Consider the following 17418-nt stretch of genomic DNA (forward strand, 5'->3'; position numbering starts at 1 on the left):
CATGGGTCCCACGAGGGACGCCCCGGTGCTCGCCGTCGAGGGCCTCGGCAAGAGCTTCGGCTCCGTGCGTGCCGTCGACGACCTCACGTTCTCCGTGCGGCCGGGCGCGGTCACCGGCTTCCTCGGACCCAACGGGGCGGGCAAGACCACCACGCTGCGGATGCTGCTGGGGCTCACCCGGCCGACCGCGGGCCGCGCGCTCGTCGACGGCCTGCCGTACGCCGAGCACGAGCGGCCCGCACGGGTCGTCGGGGCTGCGCTCGAGGCCTCGTCGTTCCACCCCGGCCGCACCGGCCTCGGCCATCTCGAGGTGTTCGCCGCGCAGGTGGGAGCCTCGAACCGGCGCTGCCGCGAGCTGATCGACTTCGTGGGGCTCGGTCCGGCCGCCGAGCGCCGGGTCGGCGGCTACTCCATGGGCATGCGGCAGCGGCTCGGCCTCGCGACCGCGCTGCTCGCCGACCCTCCGGCGGTCGTGCTCGACGAGCCGGCGAACGGTCTCGACCCCGAGGGGATCCGGTGGATGCGAGGCCTGCTGCGTGCCTTCGCCGCCGAGGGCCGCACGGTGCTGATCTCCAGCCACGTGCTCTCGGAGGTGCAGCACACCGTCGACGACGTGGTGATCATCGCCCACGGCCGCCTCGTGCACGCCTCCTCGCTCGCCGACCTCGGTGCACTGGCGACGCCGGAGACCTACGTCGAGTCGCCCGCGGCCGGAGCGCTCGCCGGGCTCTGCGACGACCGCGGCTGGTCGCGCCGGGCCGACGGCGCCGGCCTCGTGGTCGCCGGGGTCCCGGCCGCCGAGATCGGCGCCGCGGCGTACGCCGCCGGCATCGAGCTGCACCAGCTCGTCAGTCGAGGTGTGGGTCTCGAGGACGTCTTCCTGCGGCTGACGGGCGGTGTGCGATGACCACCCCACGAAGTCGCGGTCTTCCCCCGCTCCGCTCCTCCAGCCCACGACTCCGCGGGGACCCCGGATGAGGGCGGCCCTGGTCGCGGAGTACCGCAAGCTCGTCAGCACCCGCCTGTGGTGGGTGCTGCTGATCGCGCTCGCGGCCTACCTCGCGTTCGTGGGTGGCGTGCTGGCCTTCTCGATCGTCTTCGCCCCCGACGGCCAGGACACGACGATGCCGGGCGGCGCGGACGCGGCCGCGGGCGTCTACGGGCTGGTCAACGCGATCGGCTACGTCTTCCCGCTGGTGATCGGTAGCCTGATGATCACCACCGAGTTCCGCTACCAGACGATCACGCAGTCGCTGCTCGTCGAGCCGCGTCGTACCGTCCTGCTCGCCGGCAAGCTGGTCGTGGCGATCCCGCTCGGCCTCGTCTACGGCCTGGCGGGGATGGCGGCGCTCGTCGCGGTGAGCGCACCGCTGCTCGCGCTGAAGGGCGACGGTGCGTTCGTCACCGACCCCGACGTGCTGGCGGTCATCCTGCTCGGTGTCGTCGTGACCGCGCTGTGGACGGTCATCGGCGTCGGGTTCGGCGCCGTGCTGCCCAACCAGGTGGCGGCGGTCGTGGTGCTGCTGGCGTTCACCCAGTTCGTGGAGCCGATCGCCCGGCTCGCGCTCGGGGCCTTCGACGCCACGTCGTCGGTGGCGAGGTTCCTGCCCGGTGCGGCCGCCGACGGGCTCATCGGCGCCAGCCTGATCGGCGAGATGGGCGGCGGGTCGGGTGACCTGTTGCCGCGCTGGGCGGCCCTGCTGGTGCTGCTCGGCTACGCCGCGGTGCTCGCGGGCGTGGGGAGACTGACGACGCTGCGCCGCGACATCGGGTAGGAAGCGGCGCATGACCCGGACCCGCGCGGCCGCCGCCCTCGGCGTGGTCGCCGCGCTCGCCGTCGTGGCGACGGGGGCGGTCGTCGGGGCGACGTACGACGACGAGCCCGGCCCCGCGAGCCCGGTCGTGGTCACCGACCCGGCGTCGGGCGTCCTTCGAAGTGCCGGGCGAGGGGTGGCGGCTGCGCGCCGCCGACTCGCGGATCTCCTACGGCCCGGCGCGCGTCGACGGGCCGGCCCTGCTCGACGAGGGATACTGCGCGTCCCGGCCGGATGGCTCGTTCCGTGCGCTGGCGGGCTTCACCGGACAATCGTTCGGCGCATGGGTGTCGGGGGTGGTCGGCGGGCCCTCGTCGATGTCCACCGGGACGTCGACCGAGAAGGTCGTGCTCGCGGACGGCACGCCGGCCACCTACCGCTGGTCCGCGCTGCGGGGCCCGGAGGGGCCGTGCGCGGCATCCGGCGTCGAGGTCGCGATGATCCGGGCCGGCGACGTCCGCGCCGTGGTCGTGGCCGACAGCGGTGACGAGGGCACGCTGCCCCACGAGAGCGTCCGCGACATCCTGGTGACGCTAGAGCTTCCGTAGGCGGACGTAGCGCACCGAGTGGTCGCGGTCCTTGCGCAGCACGAGCGTGGCGCGGGAGCGGGTCGGCAGGATGTTCTGCGACAGGTTCGGGCCGTTGATGGTGTCCCAGATGCGCTGCGACTCGGCGACCGCCTCGTCGTGCGAGAGCGCGGCGTACTTCGAGAAGTAGGAATCCGGGTCGCGGAACGCGGTCTCGCGCAGCCGCAGGAAGCGCTCGGTGTACCAGTCGCGGATGTGGCCGGTGCCGGCGTCGACGTAGACGGAGAAGTCGAAGAAGTCGCTCAGCGTCAGACCGGTGCGGCCGTCGTCGCGGGTGCGCGCCGGCTGGAGCACGTTGAGGCCCTCGATGATGACGATGTCGGGACGCTTGACCACGACCTTCTCGCCGGGCAGCACGTCGTAGGTGAGGTGGGAGTAGACCGGCGCCTCCACCTCGTCCTTGCCGGACTTGATGTCGACGACGAAGCGCAGGAGCGCCCGGCGGTCGTAGGACTCCGGGAAGCCCTTGCGCTGGAGCAGCCCGCGGCGCTCGAGCTCGGCGTTGGGGTAGAGGAAGCCGTCGGTGGTCACCAGCGCGACGTTGGGGTGCTCCGGCCAGTGCGCGAGCATCTGCTGGAGCACGCGGGCGGTCGTGGACTTGCCGACCGCCACCGAGCCGGCGAGGCCGACGACGAACGGCGTGCGCGGCGGCGTGATCTGGTGGAGGAACTCCTCCTGGCGGCGGTGCAGCGTGCCCGCGGCCTCGACGTACAGGCTGAGCAGGCGCGAGACCGGCAGGTAGATCTGCTGGACCTCGTCGAGGTCGAGCTGGTCGCCGAGTCCACGCAGCTGCCGGATCTCGTCGGCCGTGAGCGGGTTCTCCACCTCCTCGGCCAGCGCCGCCCAGGCGGAGCGGTCGAGCTCGATGTACGGCGACGCCTCCCGCGGGCTCTCGTCGGAGGCGCCGTGCTGCCCGCCGTGGGAAGACATGCCGGAGATTGTTGCAGCCGACCTGGCCGCCCGGACCCCGGGTGTCCGCTGGATACAGTGACACCCATGTGCGGCATCGTCGGCTACGTCGGGGAGAAGCAGGCTCAGGACGTCGTCGTCGAGGGTCTGCGCAGGCTGGAGTACCGCGGCTACGACTCGGCCGGGATCGCGCTGGTCGCGAACGCGACGATCGCCTCCGACAAGCACGCCGGCAAGCTCGGCAACCTCGAGAAGGCGATCGCCGACCGGCCGCTGCCGGCCGCCACCGTCGGCATCGGGCACACCCGCTGGGCCACCCACGGCGCACCCAACGACGTGAACGCGCACCCGCACACCGGGGGTGCGCGACGGGTGGCGCTCGTGCACAACGGCATCATCGAGAACTTCGCGGAGCTGCGCGCCGGGCTCGAGGCCGGCGACGTCACGCTGCTCTCCGAGACCGACACCGAGGTCGCCGCGCACCTGCTCGAGGCCGACGTCGTCGCCGGCACCGACCTCACCACCGCGATGGTCCGGCTCGTCAACCGGCTCGAGGGCGCGTTCACCCTCGTGGCCGTCGACGCGCTCGACCCGTCGCGGGTCGTCGCCGCCCGCCGCAACTCGCCTCTCGTCGTCGGGCTCGGCGACGGGGAGAACTTCCTCGGCTCGGACGTCGCCGCGTTCATCGAGCACACGCGCGAGGCGCTCGAGCTCGGCCAGGACCAGGTCGTCACGATCACCCGGTCCGGCGTCTCCGTGGTCGGGTTCGACGGCACGCCCGCGGAGGGCCACCGCTACCACGTGGACTGGGACCTGTCGGCCGCCGAGAAGGACGGCCACGACTGGTTCATGCGCAAGGAGATCCACGAGCAGCCGCGGGCCGTGGCCGACTCGCTGCTCGGACGTCGTACGCCGCAGGGCCACCTGCACCTCGACGAGATGCGGCTGTCCGACCAGGAGCTGCGCGACGTCGACAAGGTCATCATCATCGCGTGCGGCACGTCGTTCTACGCCGGGATGGTCGCGAAGTACGCCATCGAGCACTGGACCCGGGTGCCGGTCGAGGTCGAGCTCGCATCGGAGTTCCGCTACCGCGATCCGATCGTCGACTACTCCACGCTCGTGGTCGCGATCAGCCAGTCCGGCGAGACCGCCGACACCCTGCAGGCGATCCGCCACGCGCGCACCCAGCGCGCGAAGGTGCTCGCGATCTGCAACACCAACGGCTCGACTATCCCGCGCGAGTCCGACGCGGTGATCTACACCCATGCCGGTCCGGAGATCGGGGTCGCGTCGACGAAGGGGTTCCTGACCCAGCTCGTCGCCTGCTACCTGCTCGCGCTCTACCTCGCGCAGGTGAAGGGCACCCGCTACGGCGACGAGATCGACGAGGTGATGGCGCAGCTCGAGGACATGCCGGACCACATCCAGCGGGTGCTCGACGACGCCGCCGCCATCTACGAGATGGCCGGCGAGCACGTGGACACGCGGTCCGTGCTCTTCCTGGGGCGGCACGCCGGCTACCCGGTGGCCCTGGAGGGGGCACTGAAGCTCAAGGAGCTCGCCTACATCCACGCGGAGGGCTTCGCGGCCGGCGAGCTCAAGCACGGACCGATCGCGCTGGTGGAGTCCGGGCTCCCGGTGCTGTGCGTCGTGCCGCCGGCCGGCCGCGACCAGCTCCGGGACAAGATGGTGAGCGGCATCCAGGAGGTGCGGGCCCGCGGAGCCCGCACGATCTGCCTGGTCGAGGACGGCGACGACGCGATCACGCCGTACGCCGATGTCGTCGTGCGGCTGCCGCGCGTGCCGGTGCTGCTCCAGCCGCTGGTGGCGGTCGTCCCGCTGCAGCTCTTCGCCTGCGAGCTGGCGACCCGGATGGGCCACGACGTCGACCAGCCGCGCAACCTGGCCAAGTCCGTCACGGTGGAGTAGTAGTCGCCCATGATCATCGGCGTCGGGATCGACGTGGTCGACATCGAGCGCTTCGGGGAGTCCCTGGCGCGGACGTCGGGCCTGTCGGCGCGGCTCTTCACGGCGTCGGAGGGCGCCCGCCCGCTGGCCTCGCTGGCGGCCCGGTTCGCGGCCAAGGAGGCGCTCGCCAAGGCGCTCGGCGCACCCGGTGGGCTGCACTGGCAGGACGCCGAGATCGTCTCCGAGTCCTCCGGGCGGCCGCTGCTCGAGATGCGCGGCACGGTGCTCGCCCGGGCCAACGACCTCGGCGTGGCCGCCGTGCACGTCTCGCTCTCCCACGACGCGGGGATCGCGTCAGCGGTGGTCGTGCTGGAGGGATAGTCCCTGACGGTTTCGGGGTTCCGGCGGCGTGTCGACCCCGAAAACGTCAGGGACTATCCCCGCTAGCGTGGGCGCATGAGGCGAGCGCACACGGTCGAGCAGGTGCGGGCCGCCGAGGCGGAGCTGATGGCCCGACTGCCCGGGGGCGCGCTGATGCAGCGGGCCGCGGCCGGGCTGGCGTACGCCGTAGTCGACCTGCTCGGCTCGGCGTACGGGCGCCGGGTGTTGCTGCTGGTCGGGTCCGGCGACAATGGAGGGGACGCGCTGTACGCCGGGGCGCTGCTCGCCCGGCGGGGTGCCGGCGTCGAGGCGTGGCTGCTGTCCGACCACGCCCACGAGGGTGGGATCGCGGCGCTGCGGGCCGCCGGCGGACGCGTGATCGACGGGAGCCCGGCGCGGCCCGAGGTGGTGGTGGACGGGATCGTCGGCATCGGCGGGCGCCCGGGGCTGCGTCCGGAGGCGCAGCGAGCGCTGGCGCTGGTCGAGGGGGTGCCGGTGGTGGCGGTGGACACCCCGAGCGGCGTCGACGTCGACACCGGTGAGCTCGACGGACCGCACGTGAGCGCCCACGTGACGGTCACGTTCGGGACCCACAAGGTCGCCCACCTGGTCGACCCGGCCAGCCAGCACTGCGGCGTGGTCCACCTCGTCGACCTCGGGCTTGAGCTCCCCGACCCCACGGTCGAGGCGCTCCAGCCCGAGGACGTCGCGGCGCTCCTGCCGCGACCGGCGCCGGACGCGCACAAGTACACCCGCGGGGTCGTCGGCGTCCGCGCCGGCAGCGCCCACTACCCGGGCGCCGCGCTGCTCTCGGTCGCCGGCGCCGGCAGCGGGCTGGTCGGCATGGTGCGGTACGTCGGACCGGCCGAGGTCGCCGACCGGGTGCGCCTGCGCCACCCCGAGGTCGTGGGCGCGGGCCGCGTCCAGGCCTGGGTGGTCGGCTCGGGCGGCGGCGCGCATGCCGGTGACGAGCTGCGCGCGGCCCTGGCCGACGACGTCCCGACGCTCGTCGACGCCGACGCGCTCGCCCACCTGCCGGAGCGCGTCCCCCCCGAGACGGTCCTGACGCCGCACGCGGGCGAGCTCGCCGCGATGACCGGCGCCGACCGCGCCGACGTCGAGGCCCGCCCGCTCCACCACGCCCGGACGGCCGCGGCGCGCTACGGCTGCACGGTGCTGCTCAAGGGCCGTCACACGCTCGTCGCCGACCCGGACGGACGGGTCCGCACGACGACCACCGGCACCCCGTGGCTCGCCACCGCCGGTGCCGGGGACGTGCTCGGCGGCCTCGTCGGGGCCCTGCTGGCCGGAGGGCTCACGGCGTACGACGCGGCCTCGGTCGGCTCGTGGCTGCACGGCGCCGCGGCGACCCTCGCCGGCCACGGCGGACCGCTGGTCGCGAGCGACATCGCGGCGGCCATCCCGGACGCCGTCCGGGGGCTGCCGGACGGGTGATGGGAGAATGGCGGGCGATGACCCCCCTCCCGGCCCCGGCACGCGCCGAGATCGTCGTCGATCTCGGCGCGATCCGCCACAACGTGCGCCGGCTGCGCGAGCTGACCGGGGTCGCGATGATGACGGTGGTCAAGGCCGACGGCTACGGCCACGGCATGGTCGAGGCCGCGCGGGCGGCCCGCGAGGCGGGCGCCGACTGGCTCGGCGTGGCCACCATCGACGAGGCGCTGGCGCTGCGCGCAGCGGGCGACGACGGACGGGTGCTCTGCTGGCTCACGGTGCCGGGGGAGGACCACGCCGCGGCGATCGCCGCCGACGTCGACGTCACGGCGTACACCCTCGCCGAGCTCGACGAGATCCGCGCCGCCACGGCCGTCGCCGGGCGCCCGGCCCGGCTCCAGCTCAAGGTCGACACCGGCCTCTCGCGCGGCGGCGCGACCCTGGAGACCTGGCCCGACGTCGTGGCGGCCGCGCGGGCCGGCGAGCGCGCCGGCGCCTGGACGGTCACCGGCGTCTGGTCCCACTTCGCCGCCAGCGACGAGCCCGGCGACCCCGCCAACGACGCGCAGGAGGCGGCCTTCCGCGACGCCCTCGCCGTCGCCGAGCGGGCCGGACTGCGACCCGAGACGCGTCACCTCGCCAACTCGGCGGCGGCGATCCTGCGGCCCTCGTCGCGGTTCGACCTCGTGCGCGTCGGGCTGGCGTCGTACGGCCTCGATCCCGCCCCCGGCCACACCCCCGACCTCGGCCTGCGCCCGGCGATGACCGCGCGGGCGACCCTCGCCCAGAGCAAGCCGCTCGCCGCCGGCGCGTCGGTCTCCTACGGCCACACCTGGACCGCCGACACCCCGACCACCGTCGGGCTGGTGCCGATCGGGTACGGCGACGGCGTCCCGCGGCACGCGAGCAACACCGCCCAGGTGCAGGTCGACGGCAAGCGCCGCGCGATCCGCGGCCGGGTCTGCATGGACCAGTTCGTCGTCGACCTCGACGGAGACCTGCCCGCGCCCGGGGAGGACGTCGTGCTCTTCGGCGACGGGCGGCACGGCGAGCCGACCGCCCAGGACTGGGCCGAGGCCGCCGACACCATCTCCTACGAGATCGTCACCCGGATCGGAGGACGGATGACCCGGAGGTACGTCGAGTCGTGAGCATGCGAGGACGCGTGATCGGGGCGGTCACCGTCGGCGCCGTCGGCCTGGCCGCGGCAGGGGCCGGCGTCGGCGTACGCCGCCAGCGACGCCGCATCGTCGACCGCACGCCCGACGACTGCCCGGACTTCGGGTCGCTGCGCTCGGAGCCGATGACGGTGGTCGCCGACGACGGCACGCCGCTGCACGTCGAGGTCGACGAGGCCGACTCCGAGGTGACGGTGATCTTCGCGCACGGCTACGCACTCGAGATGGACTGCTGGCACTTCCAGCGCGAGCACTACCGCGGCCGCGTCCGCACGGTCTTCTACGACCAGAGGTCCCATGGCCGCTCCGGACGCTCCCCGCTCGGCAACGCCACCATCGAGCAGCTCGGCCGCGACCTGCTGGCCGTCATCGACGCCGTCGCGCCCGACGGGCCGGTGGTCGTGGCCGGCCACTCGATGGGCGGCATGACGATCGCGGCGCTCGCGGAGGAGCACCCGGAGCTCTTCGGTGACCGGGTCGTCGGCGCCGCGCTGATCTCGACGACCGCTGGCGGGCTCGAGCCCAGCCGCATCCTCTTCCCGATGGTGCCGGCCTGGGGCAGCGCCGGCCCGGTCGGCCGCACGATCTCGGCACTGGCGCGGACCCACAAGGTCGTCGACGGCGTACGCCGCGCCGGCAAGGACGTCGCGCTCGTGGCGACCGCCGGCCTCGCCTTCGGCGACGACGTGCCGGGCAGCTACGTCGAGTTCGTCGACCGGATGCTGTCGGCGACCCCGTTCGAGGTGGTCGCGGAGTTCTTCCCCGGCTTCGCCGCGCTCGACAAGTTCGACTCGGTCGAGGTGCTCGCGAAGGTGCCGACCGCGGTCATCTGCGGCACCGAGGACAGGCTCACCTCGATCGGCCACAGCCGCAAGCTCCACGCGCGCATCGACGGCTCGACGCTGCTCGAGTGCCACGGCGCCGGACACATGGTGATCATGGAGCGCCGCGACGAGGTGAACGGCGAGCTCGACCGACTGCTCGCCGCGACCGGAGCCGAGGACGCGCGGTGACCCTCGAGATCACTCGCGTCGGACCCGAGTCGGCGGAGCAGGTGTTCGCCGTGGTGCACGCCGCGTTCGAGGCGCGGCCGCCGCTGGACCCGCCCGCCGCCGCGCTGCAGGAGACCGAGGAGACGATCGCCAAGCGGCTCACCGGCGCCGGAGGACTGCTCGCCACGCTCGACGGGCGCCCCGTCGGTGCGCTGGTGCTCGACCTGGTCGGCAGCACGACGTACCTGCGCCGCTTCGGGGTCGTGCCGGACGCCCAGGGGCACGGCGTCGCGGCGGAGCTGATCGAGGCGGCGGTCGAGGCGGCCGACGGGTCCGACGACCTCACCGTCGTCGCGCGCGAGGAGCTGCCGCAGACGGTGCGGTTCTGGGAGCGGCAGGGGTTCCGCGAGATCCGTCGCGAGCCACCCAACGTCGAGCTGCGACGACCGCTGCGCACCCACGTCTTCCAGGCGCCGGACGCCGAGGCCATGCGCGGGCTCGGCCGGTCGCTCGCCGGACAGCTCGCCAGCGGCGACCTGATCGTGCTCAGCGGCGAGCTCGGGGCCGGCAAGACGACGTTCACCCAGGGACTCGGTGCGGGGCTCGGCGTCCGTGGTGCGGTGACGTCGCCGACGTTCGTCATCGCCCGGGTCCACCCGTCCCTGGTCGGCGGCCCGGACCTCGTGCACGTCGACGCCTACCGGCTCGGGGGCCTCGACGAGCTCGACGACCTCGACCTCGACACCTCCCTCGACGACGCCGTCACGGTCGTCGAGTGGGGCGAGGGGCTCGCCGAGGGCCTGTCGGAGTCACGGCTCGAGGTCCAGATCGTGCGTGGGGACGCCCCTCACGACGGGCTCGACCCGCGCCGCGTCGAGCTCACTCCCGTGGGACCGCGCTGGCACGCGCTGTCCTTCCGCGCCCTGGGTTGAGTCGGGAGATTCGGACACGCGAATCGGGGGTTTCGGACACCCGGACGCGCGCGAAGTCCCGACTCGACTGTCCAGAAGTCCCGACTCGACCTACAGGCCGGTGACGCCCTCTTCGCCGTACCCCTCGGCCTGCTCGTCGAAGTTCTCGTGCTCGAGCAGGTGCAGGATCGGTACGCCGAGTTTGCGGCGCGCCTTCGACGTCCAGTCGAGGTGGAAGAACTCGGCCACCACGTGCGGCCGCGTCAGGATGATCGCCTCGCGGCCGTCGACCTCGGCGACCTTCGCCGCCAGTGCGTCGATCGGCGGGTCGCTCACGACGTGGCCGTGCGCGACCGCGCCGCTGCGGCGCAGCGCCGCGAGCGTCTGCTCGAGCTCGGCGTGCGAGCGGTCCTCGCAGTCCTTGCGGACCGCGTCGAGGTCGACCTCGCTCATCGGCATCGTCGGCGACGAGAGCATGTCGCCGGCGGTCAGCGATCCCATGGCCGACTCGATGCGGGCGGCGGCGTCCTCCAGCGGCAGCAGCACGTGGTAGGTCACCGGCTCGTCGAGGCCCTCGTGGAGCGAGTGCACCTGCGCGGCGTCCTGGTCGCTCAGGGCCTGCTCGACCAGGAGGACCACGTCGTAGTCCCCACCTGCGTTCTCAGACATCTCTGCCTTCCTCAGTCGACACGAAGGATTCTAGCCAGGTCGTAGCTCACCGGCTCCTCCAGCTGCTCGTAGCCGCACGACTCGGGGTCGCGGTCGGTGCGCCAGCGCCGGAACTGCGCCGTGTGCCGGAACCGGTGCCCCTCCATGTGGTCGTAGGCGACCTCCAGCACCCGCTCGGGCCGCAGTGGCGTGAAGGAGAGGTCCTTGCCCGCGCTCCAGCGGCTCTGCGTGCCCGGCACCCGGTCGGGGTTGGCGACCGCCCATTCGGCCCACTCGCCCCACGGGTGCTCGGAGAGGTCGCAGACGAGCGGCCGCAGCTCCTCGATCAGCTCGGCGCGGCGCGCCGCCGTGAAGCTCGCGCTGACGCCGATGTGCTGCAGCTTGCCGTCGCTGTAGAGGCCGAGCAGCAGGCTGCCGAGCAGCGGCTTCTCGGGCGTGCTGGTCTTGTGCTCGCGGTAGCCGGCGACGACCACGTCGGCGGTGCGCTCGTGCTTGATCTTGAGCATCGTGCGGGCGTTCTGCTGGTACGTCGCGTCCAGCGGCTTGGCGACCACGCCGTCGAGCCCGGCGCCCTCGAACTGGTGGAACCACTCCTCGGCCTCGGCCGTGTCCGTGGTCGTCCGCGTGAGGTAGCAGGGACCGTCGAGGTCGCCCAGCGCCTCCTCGAGGGCCGCCCGGCGCTCGGCGAACGGGCGCGCGACGTACGACTCGTCGCCGAGCGCGAGCAGGTCGAAGGCGACGTACGACGCGGGCGTCTTCTCGGCCAGCAGGTCGATGCGCGACTTGGCCGGGTGGATGCGCTCCTGGAGCACCTCGAACTCCAGGCGCTCGCCGATGCTCACGAAGATCTCGCCGTCGAGCACGCAGCGCCCGGGCAGCTGCTCGCGCATCGCGACGACGACCTCGGGGAAGTAGCGGGTCAGCGGCTTGGTGTTGCGGCTGGCCAGCTCGACCTCGTCGCCGTCCTTGAAGACGATGCAGCGGAAGCCGTCCCACTTGGGCTCGAAGCTCAGCCCGTCGTACCTCTCCCGGTCGGGGATGCCCTTGACCGACTTGGCGAGCATCGGCTGGACGGGCGGCATGACGGGGAGGTCCACTGGGCCACCATAGGGGCTGGTCCGCTGCCGGTGGGCGCGGTGAGATGGCGGGCGGCAGGTCGTCGCGCGGGTTCGATCCTGGTCGTGCTCGCGCTGGGGCCGCTCGGGGCGCGGTTTCATCACGGGATGTTGTCGGAGCCCCGCTTCCCTGGCCGAGCTCACCGTGGGAACCGCCGGTCGACCTTCATCCCTTGATGAAACCGCAACCGCCGGGCAGGTGTGCTGCCCCGCCAGGTGGGCCCTAGCCTTGGGCACCTATCCCCGGTTGGTCTGCCGGGCGGAGCTGCCAGCCCCGCCAGGCGGTCCCGCAGGGTTAGCAATCCCCGGTTGGTCTGCCGGCAGGGCCCGCCTGACTTTGAATCAGGACTAGCGACGTAGGTTCGACTCCTACCCGGGGAGCGTGAGTAGCGAGCTGACGGTCATCGTGCTGGCCGCGGGTGGCGGCACCCGCATGAAGTCCAAGACCATGAAGGTGCTGCACCCGCTCGCGGGCCGCAGCATGATCGGGCACGTCCTGGCGGCCGCACACGCGCTGGAGCCGCAACAGGTGGTGGCCGTGGTCGGCCACCAGCGCGAGGCCGTCGGCGCGCACATCCACCAGGCGTTCCCCGACGTGGTGCTCGCCGTGCAGGAGGACCAGCTCGGCACCGGACACGCCGTGCGGATGGCCGTCGAGGCGGCCGGGACGAGCGCGGGCACGGTGCTGGTGGCGTACGGCGACACTCCGCTCCTCAGCGGCGAATCGCTGCGCGAGTTCGTGGCCGAGCACGACGCCGCCGAGCGCGCGGTCAGCATCCTCAGCGGCATCGTCGCCGACCCGTTCGGCTACGGGCGGGTGCTGCGCAACGACGAGGGCGACGTCGAGTCGATCGTCGAGGAGAAGGACGCGACCCGTGAGCAGCGCGAGGTCCGCGAGATCAACTCGGGGATCCTCGCCTTCGACGCCGCCTTCCTCGGCAGCGCCCTCCCGCGCATCGGCAACGACAACGCCAAGGGCGAGTACTACCTCACCGACACGATCGCGATCGCGCGCGAGGACGGGCTGACGGTCGGCGCCCACCCCGTCGACGACGTGATGCAGACCGAGGGCGTCAACGACCGCGTCCAGCTGGCCCGGCTGGGCGCCGAGCTCAACCGGCGCATCGTCGAGGGCTGGATGCGCGCGGGCGTCACCGTGATGGACCCCGCGACCACCTGGATCGACGCCGACGTGGTGCTCGGGGGCGACGTGACGATCCTGCCTGGCACCCAGCTGCTCGGCGCCACGGTCGTCGGCGAGGACGCGGTGATCGGCCCCGACACCACCCTGAAGGACTGCGAGATCGGCCCGGGCGCCCGCGTCGTACGCGCGCACGGCGAGCTCGCGGTGATCGGCGCCGAGGCGAGCGTCGGCCCGTTCTCCTACCTCCGCCCCGGTGCCACCCTCGGCGTCAAGGGCAAGATCGGCGCCTTCGTGGAGGTCAAGAACTCCACGATCGGCGAGGGCGCCAAGGTGCCGCACCTGTCGTACGTCGGGGACGCGGACATCGGCGAGGGCACCAACATCGGCGCGGGCACGATCTTCGCCAACTACGACGGGGTCGAGAAGCACCGCACGAGGATCGGACGGCACGCCAAGACCGCCTCCAACAACACCTTCGTCGCACCCGTCGAGATCGGTGACGGCGCCGGGACCGGCGCCGGCGCCGTCGTGCGTCGCGACGTGCCGCCGGGCGCCCTGGCGGTCTCGAGCGGCCCGCAGCGCAACATCGACGAATGGGCCCTGCGCAAGCGGGCCGGCACCCCGCAGGCACGGGCCGCGGAGGAGGCGCTGACCGGGCGACCGGACGCTGAGCGAGACGTGGCAGAATCCTGAGTGGACCCCCTCCGGCGACCGAGGAGCAGCACACCGTGACCGGAATGAAGAAGACCACCGAGAAGAACCTGATGGTCTTCAGCGGCCGGGCCCACCCCGAGCTCTCCGAGGCGGTCGCGACCCTGCTCGGCACCGAGCTGGTGCCGACCTCGGCCTACGAGTTCGCCAACTCCGAGATCTACGTGCGCTACGAGGAGTCGGTGCGCGGCTGCGACGCCTTCGTGATCCAGAGCCACACGGCTCCGATCAACGAGTGGATCATGGAGCACCTGATCATGGTCGACGCCCTCAAGCGGGCGAGCGCCAAGCGGATCACCGTCGTGCTGCCGTTCTACGGCTACGCCCGCCAGGACAAGAAGCACCGCGGGCGCGAGCCGATCTCGGCGCGGCTGATGGCCGACCTCTTCAAGACCGCAGGCGCCGACCGCCTGATCGCCGTCGACCTGCACGCCGACCAGATCCAGGGCTACTTCGACGGCCCGGTCGACCACCTGATGGCGCTGCCGATCCTCACCGACTACGTGAAGGAGAAGTACGGCCGCGAGCAGCTGTGCGTCGTCTCCCCGGACGCCGGGCGGATCAAGGTCGCCGAGCGCTGGTCGGCCAAGCTCGGCGGAGTGCCGCTGGCCTTCATCCACAAGACCCGGCGCACCGACCGGCCCAACGAGACCGTCGCCAACCGGGTCGTCGGCGAGGTCGCCGGCAAGATGTGCATCCTCACCGACGACATGATCGACACCGGTGGCACGATCGTGAAGGCCGCCGAGGCCCTCATGAACGACGGCGCCGCGGGCGTCATCATCGCCGCGACCCACGCGATCCTCTCCGACCCGGCGGTCGACCGGCTGAAGAACTGTCCCGCCGTCGAGGTCATCGTCACCAACACCCTGCCGATCCCTCCGGAGCGTGAGTTCGACAAGCTCACCTGCCTGTCGATCGCGCCGCTCGTCGCACGCGCGATCCGCGAGGTCTTCGAGGACGGCTCGGTCACCTCGATGTTCGACGGGCACGCCTAGTACCGCGACCGGCAACCTTCGCCCGCTGCGCGCCGCCCATCACGCACTCTCGCTGCGTTGCCGTCGCTCGGAAGACGGTTCGGTATGACTTCGCTCCGGCGCCTTGCGAGAGCACGCGCTGGACGACGCTCGCAGGGCAAGGGTTACCAGTCGCGGCACTAGGTCAGGCCGCGTCGACGACCGCGGCGGACGGCGTCCAGCCGACCTGCCAGGCGAGGGCGACCGCGCTGAGCTGCGAGCTGGCCTCGAGCTTGGCGAGCAGCGCCCGGATCTGGGAGCGCACCGTCGCGACGGACACGACGTGCGCCCGCGCGATCTCCGTGACCGAGCTGCCCTGCATGAGCCGCCACAGGATGCGAGCCTCCGCGGCCGTGAGGCGGGCGAGGTTGCGCCGGGTGCGCCGCTCGGCCGCCCGACCGTCCGCCGGTTCGGGTCGACGCGCGCGCGTCGCACCCGCGGCGGGCTGGAGCGACTCACCCGCGGCGTACCGCGCGATGAGCGCCACGAGCGCGGTGATCCCGTCGTCCTCCAGCACGGCGACCGCGCCGGCGCCCCGCAGCTCGGCAGCCTCGTCGGGACCCAGCTGACCGGCGACCACCACGCGCTGGCCGCGCGCGCCGAGCTCGGCGACGAGGTGGTGCACGTCGATGGTGTCGTGGGCGGCCAGCACGATCGCGACGAGGTCGGGCCGGGTCCGCAGCACCATGTCGCGGGCGCCGTTCATCGAGGCGCACGCCTCGAGGGGGACGGGCAGCACCCGCGCGCAGGGGGCGAGGGAGCGGCCGATCGCCTCGACGACCAGCCGGAACTGCCCGGCCACCGCGACGCGCGGCCGGGAGGCGGGGCTCCGTGTCGTCGCCGCCATGCCCTCTCCCTGCTCGGCCGGCGACGGACCCCAGTCCGGCACCGCCCGGTCATCCCACCGGAACTAGTGGCCATCTCCGCTAGTTCGTCGGGGTCCCCGCCGCCCAGGCACGCACATCGCTGCGTTGGCAGCGCTCGAAAGACTCCAGTCTGCCTTCGCGCCGCCGCCTTGCGCTGCACGCACCCGGACGACGGCTACCCTCGACGAACTTCCGTCGATGACCACTAGTCCTTATCTAGCACGGCTGTCAAGAGCAGGGCGGCAGTTCCGCAGACGATCGTCATGCGGTCTAGATGAGGAGCGGACGGGTCAGTAGGCGCCGCGGTGCCCGACGACGGCGCCCACCGTGCGCCCCAGGATCCGCAGGTCGAGGGCCCAGGACCAGTTGTCGACGTAGTGCAGGTCGAGCCGGACCGACTCGTCCCAGCTGAGGTCGGAACGGCCCGACACCTGCCACAAGCCGGTGAGTCCCGGCTTGACGGCCAGCCGGTGCCGGGGGTCGCGCTCGTACTGCGCGACCTCGGTGGGGAGCGCCGGGCGCGGCCCCACCAGCGACATCTCGCCGCGGAGGACGTTGATCAGCTGGGGCAGCTCGTCGAGCGAGTAGCGCCGAAGGATCCTGCCGACGCGGGTGATGCGAGGGTCCTCGCGCATCTTGAACAGCACGTCGTCGCACTCGTTGCGCTGCGCCAGCTCGGCGAGCAGCTGCTCGGCATCGGTGCGCATCGTGCGGAACTTGTACATCGTGAACGGGTCGCCGCCACGTCCGGTGCGGCGCTGGCTGTACAGCGCCGGCCCGGGCGAGTCCCAGCGGATGGCCAGGGCGATGGCCCCCAGCAGGGGGAGGAACGCGAGAAGCGCCAGACCGGCCAGGGCGCGGTCGGCGAGGTGCTTGGCTGCGCGCGCCACCGAGCGACCGGTGCGCGGCCGCACCCGGGCGAGGCTCAGCACGCCGGCCGACACGTGCCGGACCCGGGAGGGGACCACGTCGAGGAGGCCGGTGCCGACGTACACGTCGAGCCCCGCCTCGTGCGCCGACCAGCTGGTGCGGCGTACGGCGGCCGCGTCCAGGGAGCTCCCGGGCACCACGATGACGGCCTGGGCGCCGGTCGCCTCCGCGGCGACGACGACGGCGTCGGCACCCAGCCACACGGGAACGGCGAAGAGGCCGGGATCCAGGCTCTCGGAGAGCGCCACCGGGTCGTCGGTGGCGAGACAGATCGACGTGACGTCCCACCGGCGGCCGTCGTCGCGACGCAGCTCGTCCACCAGGGCGCCGACGTCGTCGAGACCGCCGGCGATCGCGACGCGCAGCGGGCGGGCGCCGACCAGGAGGTGCGGCGCGGCGGCCACGAGCGCGAGTGCTGCGGTCACCCCGACCTGGGCGTCCGACGCCAGCTGCGGAGCGAGCGTCTCGCCGGTGACCCAGAACGCGAGCGCCATCACGACGCCGGCGCGCAACACCGCCCGCGCGCCGGAGGCCCGGTCGGAGGCGGTCCAGGCGCCCGACACGGCGAGCGCGAGGCACCACGCGAGCACGGTGACCCAGGCGAGTCGGGGTGTCGACTCTCCCGGGGCGAGCGCACCCGCGACGAGTACGACCGCGGTGGCGCCCGCCAGGTCGGCGGCCGGCAGCAGCTGTCGGATCCGGAGCCCGCGTGCACCGGGTCGGGCGACTCCGGAGGCGGCGCGGCCCTCCGGGGTCGCCCGGTGCGCGTCGAGCAGCGTCGACGTCAGTGAAGTCACGGTCGGTCTCCCCCCAAGCCTGCAGCCGACCT

General features: G+C 73.0%; 16 protein-coding genes and 1 tRNA gene. 12 read left to right on the plus strand and 5 right to left on the minus strand.

The annotated features are described in order from the left end of the window. Window position 1 precedes the first annotated feature (1 nt). From PZ894_RS08265 to PZ894_RS08275, 3 genes are all read left to right on the plus strand, one after another. The gene (locus tag PZ894_RS08265; RefSeq protein WP_275744024.1) at window positions 2–907 is read left to right on the plus strand and encodes an ATP-binding cassette domain-containing protein; all 906 of its coding nucleotides are present in this window, start codon (window positions 2–4) and stop codon (window positions 905–907) included. 67 nt (window positions 908–974) lie between these two features. After that, window positions 975–1775: an ABC transporter permease gene (locus tag PZ894_RS08270; RefSeq protein ID WP_275744025.1), complete on the plus strand. Its 801-nt coding sequence runs from the start codon at window positions 975–977 to the stop codon at window positions 1773–1775. Between the two features lie 161 nt (window positions 1776–1936). Further along, window positions 1937–2362 (plus strand): hypothetical protein, encoded by a 426-nt coding sequence (locus tag PZ894_RS08275; protein ID WP_275744026.1) that lies wholly within the window; start codon window positions 1937–1939, stop codon window positions 2360–2362. On the opposite strand, the gene coaA is transcribed toward PZ894_RS08275, so the two are convergent. Beyond that, the gene (gene coaA / locus PZ894_RS08280) at window positions 2348–3331 is read right to left on the minus strand and encodes a type I pantothenate kinase (RefSeq protein WP_275744027.1); all 984 of its coding nucleotides are present in this window, start codon (window positions 3329–3331) and stop codon (window positions 2348–2350) included. The two genes, PZ894_RS08275 and coaA, sit on opposite strands and share 15 nt — an antisense overlap. A 66-nt stretch (window positions 3332–3397) precedes the next feature. Here coaA and glmS point away from each other — a divergent pair, with 66 nt between their 5' ends. The 6 genes from glmS to tsaE all read left to right on the plus strand — a co-directional run bounded on the left by glmS (window position 3398) and on the right by tsaE (window position 10159). Beyond that, a complete protein-coding gene (gene glmS / locus PZ894_RS08285) occupies window positions 3398–5242 on the plus strand; it encodes a glutamine--fructose-6-phosphate transaminase (isomerizing) (RefSeq protein WP_275744028.1) in 1845 nt (614 codons plus the stop codon). Between the two features lie 9 nt (window positions 5243–5251). Continuing rightward, window positions 5252–5602, plus strand: coding sequence for a holo-ACP synthase (locus PZ894_RS08290; protein WP_275744029.1), 351 nt, complete (start codon window positions 5252–5254; stop codon window positions 5600–5602). Between the two features lie 75 nt (window positions 5603–5677). Next, window positions 5678–7057, plus strand: a complete 1380-nt coding sequence (locus tag PZ894_RS08295) for an NAD(P)H-hydrate dehydratase (protein WP_275744030.1) — start codon at window positions 5678–5680, stop codon at window positions 7055–7057. Window positions 7058–7074: 17 nt separating this feature from the next. Further along, entirely contained in the window at window positions 7075–8208 is a 1134-nt protein-coding gene (alr, locus tag PZ894_RS08300; protein WP_275744031.1) for an alanine racemase, read from the plus strand. A gap of 2 nt (window positions 8209–8210) precedes the next feature. Further along, on the plus strand, window positions 8211–9248 hold the full coding sequence (locus tag PZ894_RS08305) for an alpha/beta hydrolase (protein WP_275744032.1): 1038 nt from the start codon (window positions 8211–8213) through the stop codon (window positions 9246–9248). Further along, complete coding sequence (gene tsaE / locus PZ894_RS08310; RefSeq protein WP_275744033.1) at window positions 9245–10159, plus strand: tRNA (adenosine(37)-N6)-threonylcarbamoyltransferase complex ATPase subunit type 1 TsaE; 915 nt, start codon at window positions 9245–9247, stop codon at window positions 10157–10159. The genes PZ894_RS08305 and tsaE overlap by 4 nt, the downstream gene beginning before the upstream one ends. 90 nt (window positions 10160–10249) lie before the next feature. Here tsaE and PZ894_RS08315 read toward each other — a convergent pair whose 3' ends face one another. Beyond that, window positions 10250–10807 carry a hypothetical protein gene (locus PZ894_RS08315; protein ID WP_275744034.1) on the minus strand — a complete coding sequence of 186 codons (558 nt, stop codon included), beginning with the start codon at window positions 10805–10807 and terminating at the stop codon, window positions 10250–10252. An 11-nt stretch (window positions 10808–10818) separates the two neighbouring features. Continuing rightward, window positions 10819–11904, minus strand: a complete 1086-nt coding sequence (locus PZ894_RS08320; RefSeq protein WP_275744035.1) for an ATP-dependent DNA ligase — start codon at window positions 11902–11904, stop codon at window positions 10819–10821. 320 nt (window positions 11905–12224) lie between these two features. Between PZ894_RS08320 and PZ894_RS08325 the strand changes: the two genes are divergently transcribed. The 3 genes from PZ894_RS08325 to PZ894_RS08335 all read left to right on the plus strand — a co-directional run bounded on the left by PZ894_RS08325 (window position 12225) and on the right by PZ894_RS08335 (window position 14775). Next, window positions 12225–12303 (plus strand) — tRNA-Gln (locus PZ894_RS08325). A gap of 1 nt (window position 12304) precedes the next feature. Next, window positions 12305–13759, plus strand: a complete 1455-nt coding sequence (glmU, locus tag PZ894_RS08330; protein WP_275744036.1) for a bifunctional UDP-N-acetylglucosamine diphosphorylase/glucosamine-1-phosphate N-acetyltransferase GlmU — start codon at window positions 12305–12307, stop codon at window positions 13757–13759. Between the two features lie 44 nt (window positions 13760–13803). Beyond that, window positions 13804–14775 (plus strand): ribose-phosphate diphosphokinase, encoded by a 972-nt coding sequence (locus PZ894_RS08335; protein ID WP_345799143.1) that lies wholly within the window; start codon window positions 13804–13806, stop codon window positions 14773–14775. A 163-nt stretch (window positions 14776–14938) separates the two neighbouring features. Here PZ894_RS08335 and PZ894_RS08340 read toward each other — a convergent pair whose 3' ends face one another. After that, complete coding sequence (locus tag PZ894_RS08340; RefSeq protein ID WP_275744038.1) at window positions 14939–15640, minus strand: LuxR C-terminal-related transcriptional regulator; 702 nt, start codon at window positions 15638–15640, stop codon at window positions 14939–14941. Between the two features lie 309 nt (window positions 15641–15949). Next, a complete protein-coding gene (locus PZ894_RS08345) occupies window positions 15950–17386 on the minus strand; it encodes a sugar transferase (RefSeq protein ID WP_275744039.1) in 1437 nt (478 codons plus the stop codon). Window positions 17387–17418 lie beyond the last annotated feature (32 nt).

The organism is Nocardioides sp. YIM 152315 (genome assembly GCF_029210375.1).
GTDB lineage: Bacteria > Actinomycetota > Actinomycetes > Propionibacteriales > Nocardioidaceae > Nocardioides.

Bases quoted from the DNA above. Each gene is read 5' to 3' on its own strand.
- PZ894_RS08265 (WP_275744024.1), top strand. From the start codon at position 2: ATGGGTCCCACGAGGGACGCCCCGGTGCTCGCCGTCGAGGGCCTCGGC.
- PZ894_RS08270 (WP_275744025.1), top strand. From the start codon at position 975: ATGAGGGCGGCCCTGGTCGCGGAGTACCGCAAGCTCGTCAGCACCCGC.
- coaA (WP_275744027.1), bottom strand. From the start codon at position 3,331: ATGTCTTCCCACGGCGGGCAGCACGGCGCCTCCGACGAGAGCCCGCGG.
- glmS (WP_275744028.1), top strand. From the start codon at position 3,398: ATGTGCGGCATCGTCGGCTACGTCGGGGAGAAGCAGGCTCAGGACGTC.
- PZ894_RS08290 (WP_275744029.1), top strand. From the start codon at position 5,252: ATGATCATCGGCGTCGGGATCGACGTGGTCGACATCGAGCGCTTCGGG.
- PZ894_RS08295 (WP_275744030.1), top strand. From the start codon at position 5,678: ATGAGGCGAGCGCACACGGTCGAGCAGGTGCGGGCCGCCGAGGCGGAG.
- alr (WP_275744031.1), top strand. From the start codon at position 7,075: ATGACCCCCCTCCCGGCCCCGGCACGCGCCGAGATCGTCGTCGATCTC.
- PZ894_RS08305 (WP_275744032.1), top strand. From the start codon at position 8,211: ATGCGAGGACGCGTGATCGGGGCGGTCACCGTCGGCGCCGTCGGCCTG.
- PZ894_RS08315 (WP_275744034.1), bottom strand. From the start codon at position 10,807: ATGTCTGAGAACGCAGGTGGGGACTACGACGTGGTCCTCCTGGTCGAG.
- PZ894_RS08335 (WP_345799143.1), top strand. From the start codon at position 13,804: ATGAAGAAGACCACCGAGAAGAACCTGATGGTCTTCAGCGGCCGGGCC.
- PZ894_RS08340 (WP_275744038.1), bottom strand. From the start codon at position 15,640: ATGGCGGCGACGACACGGAGCCCCGCCTCCCGGCCGCGCGTCGCGGTG.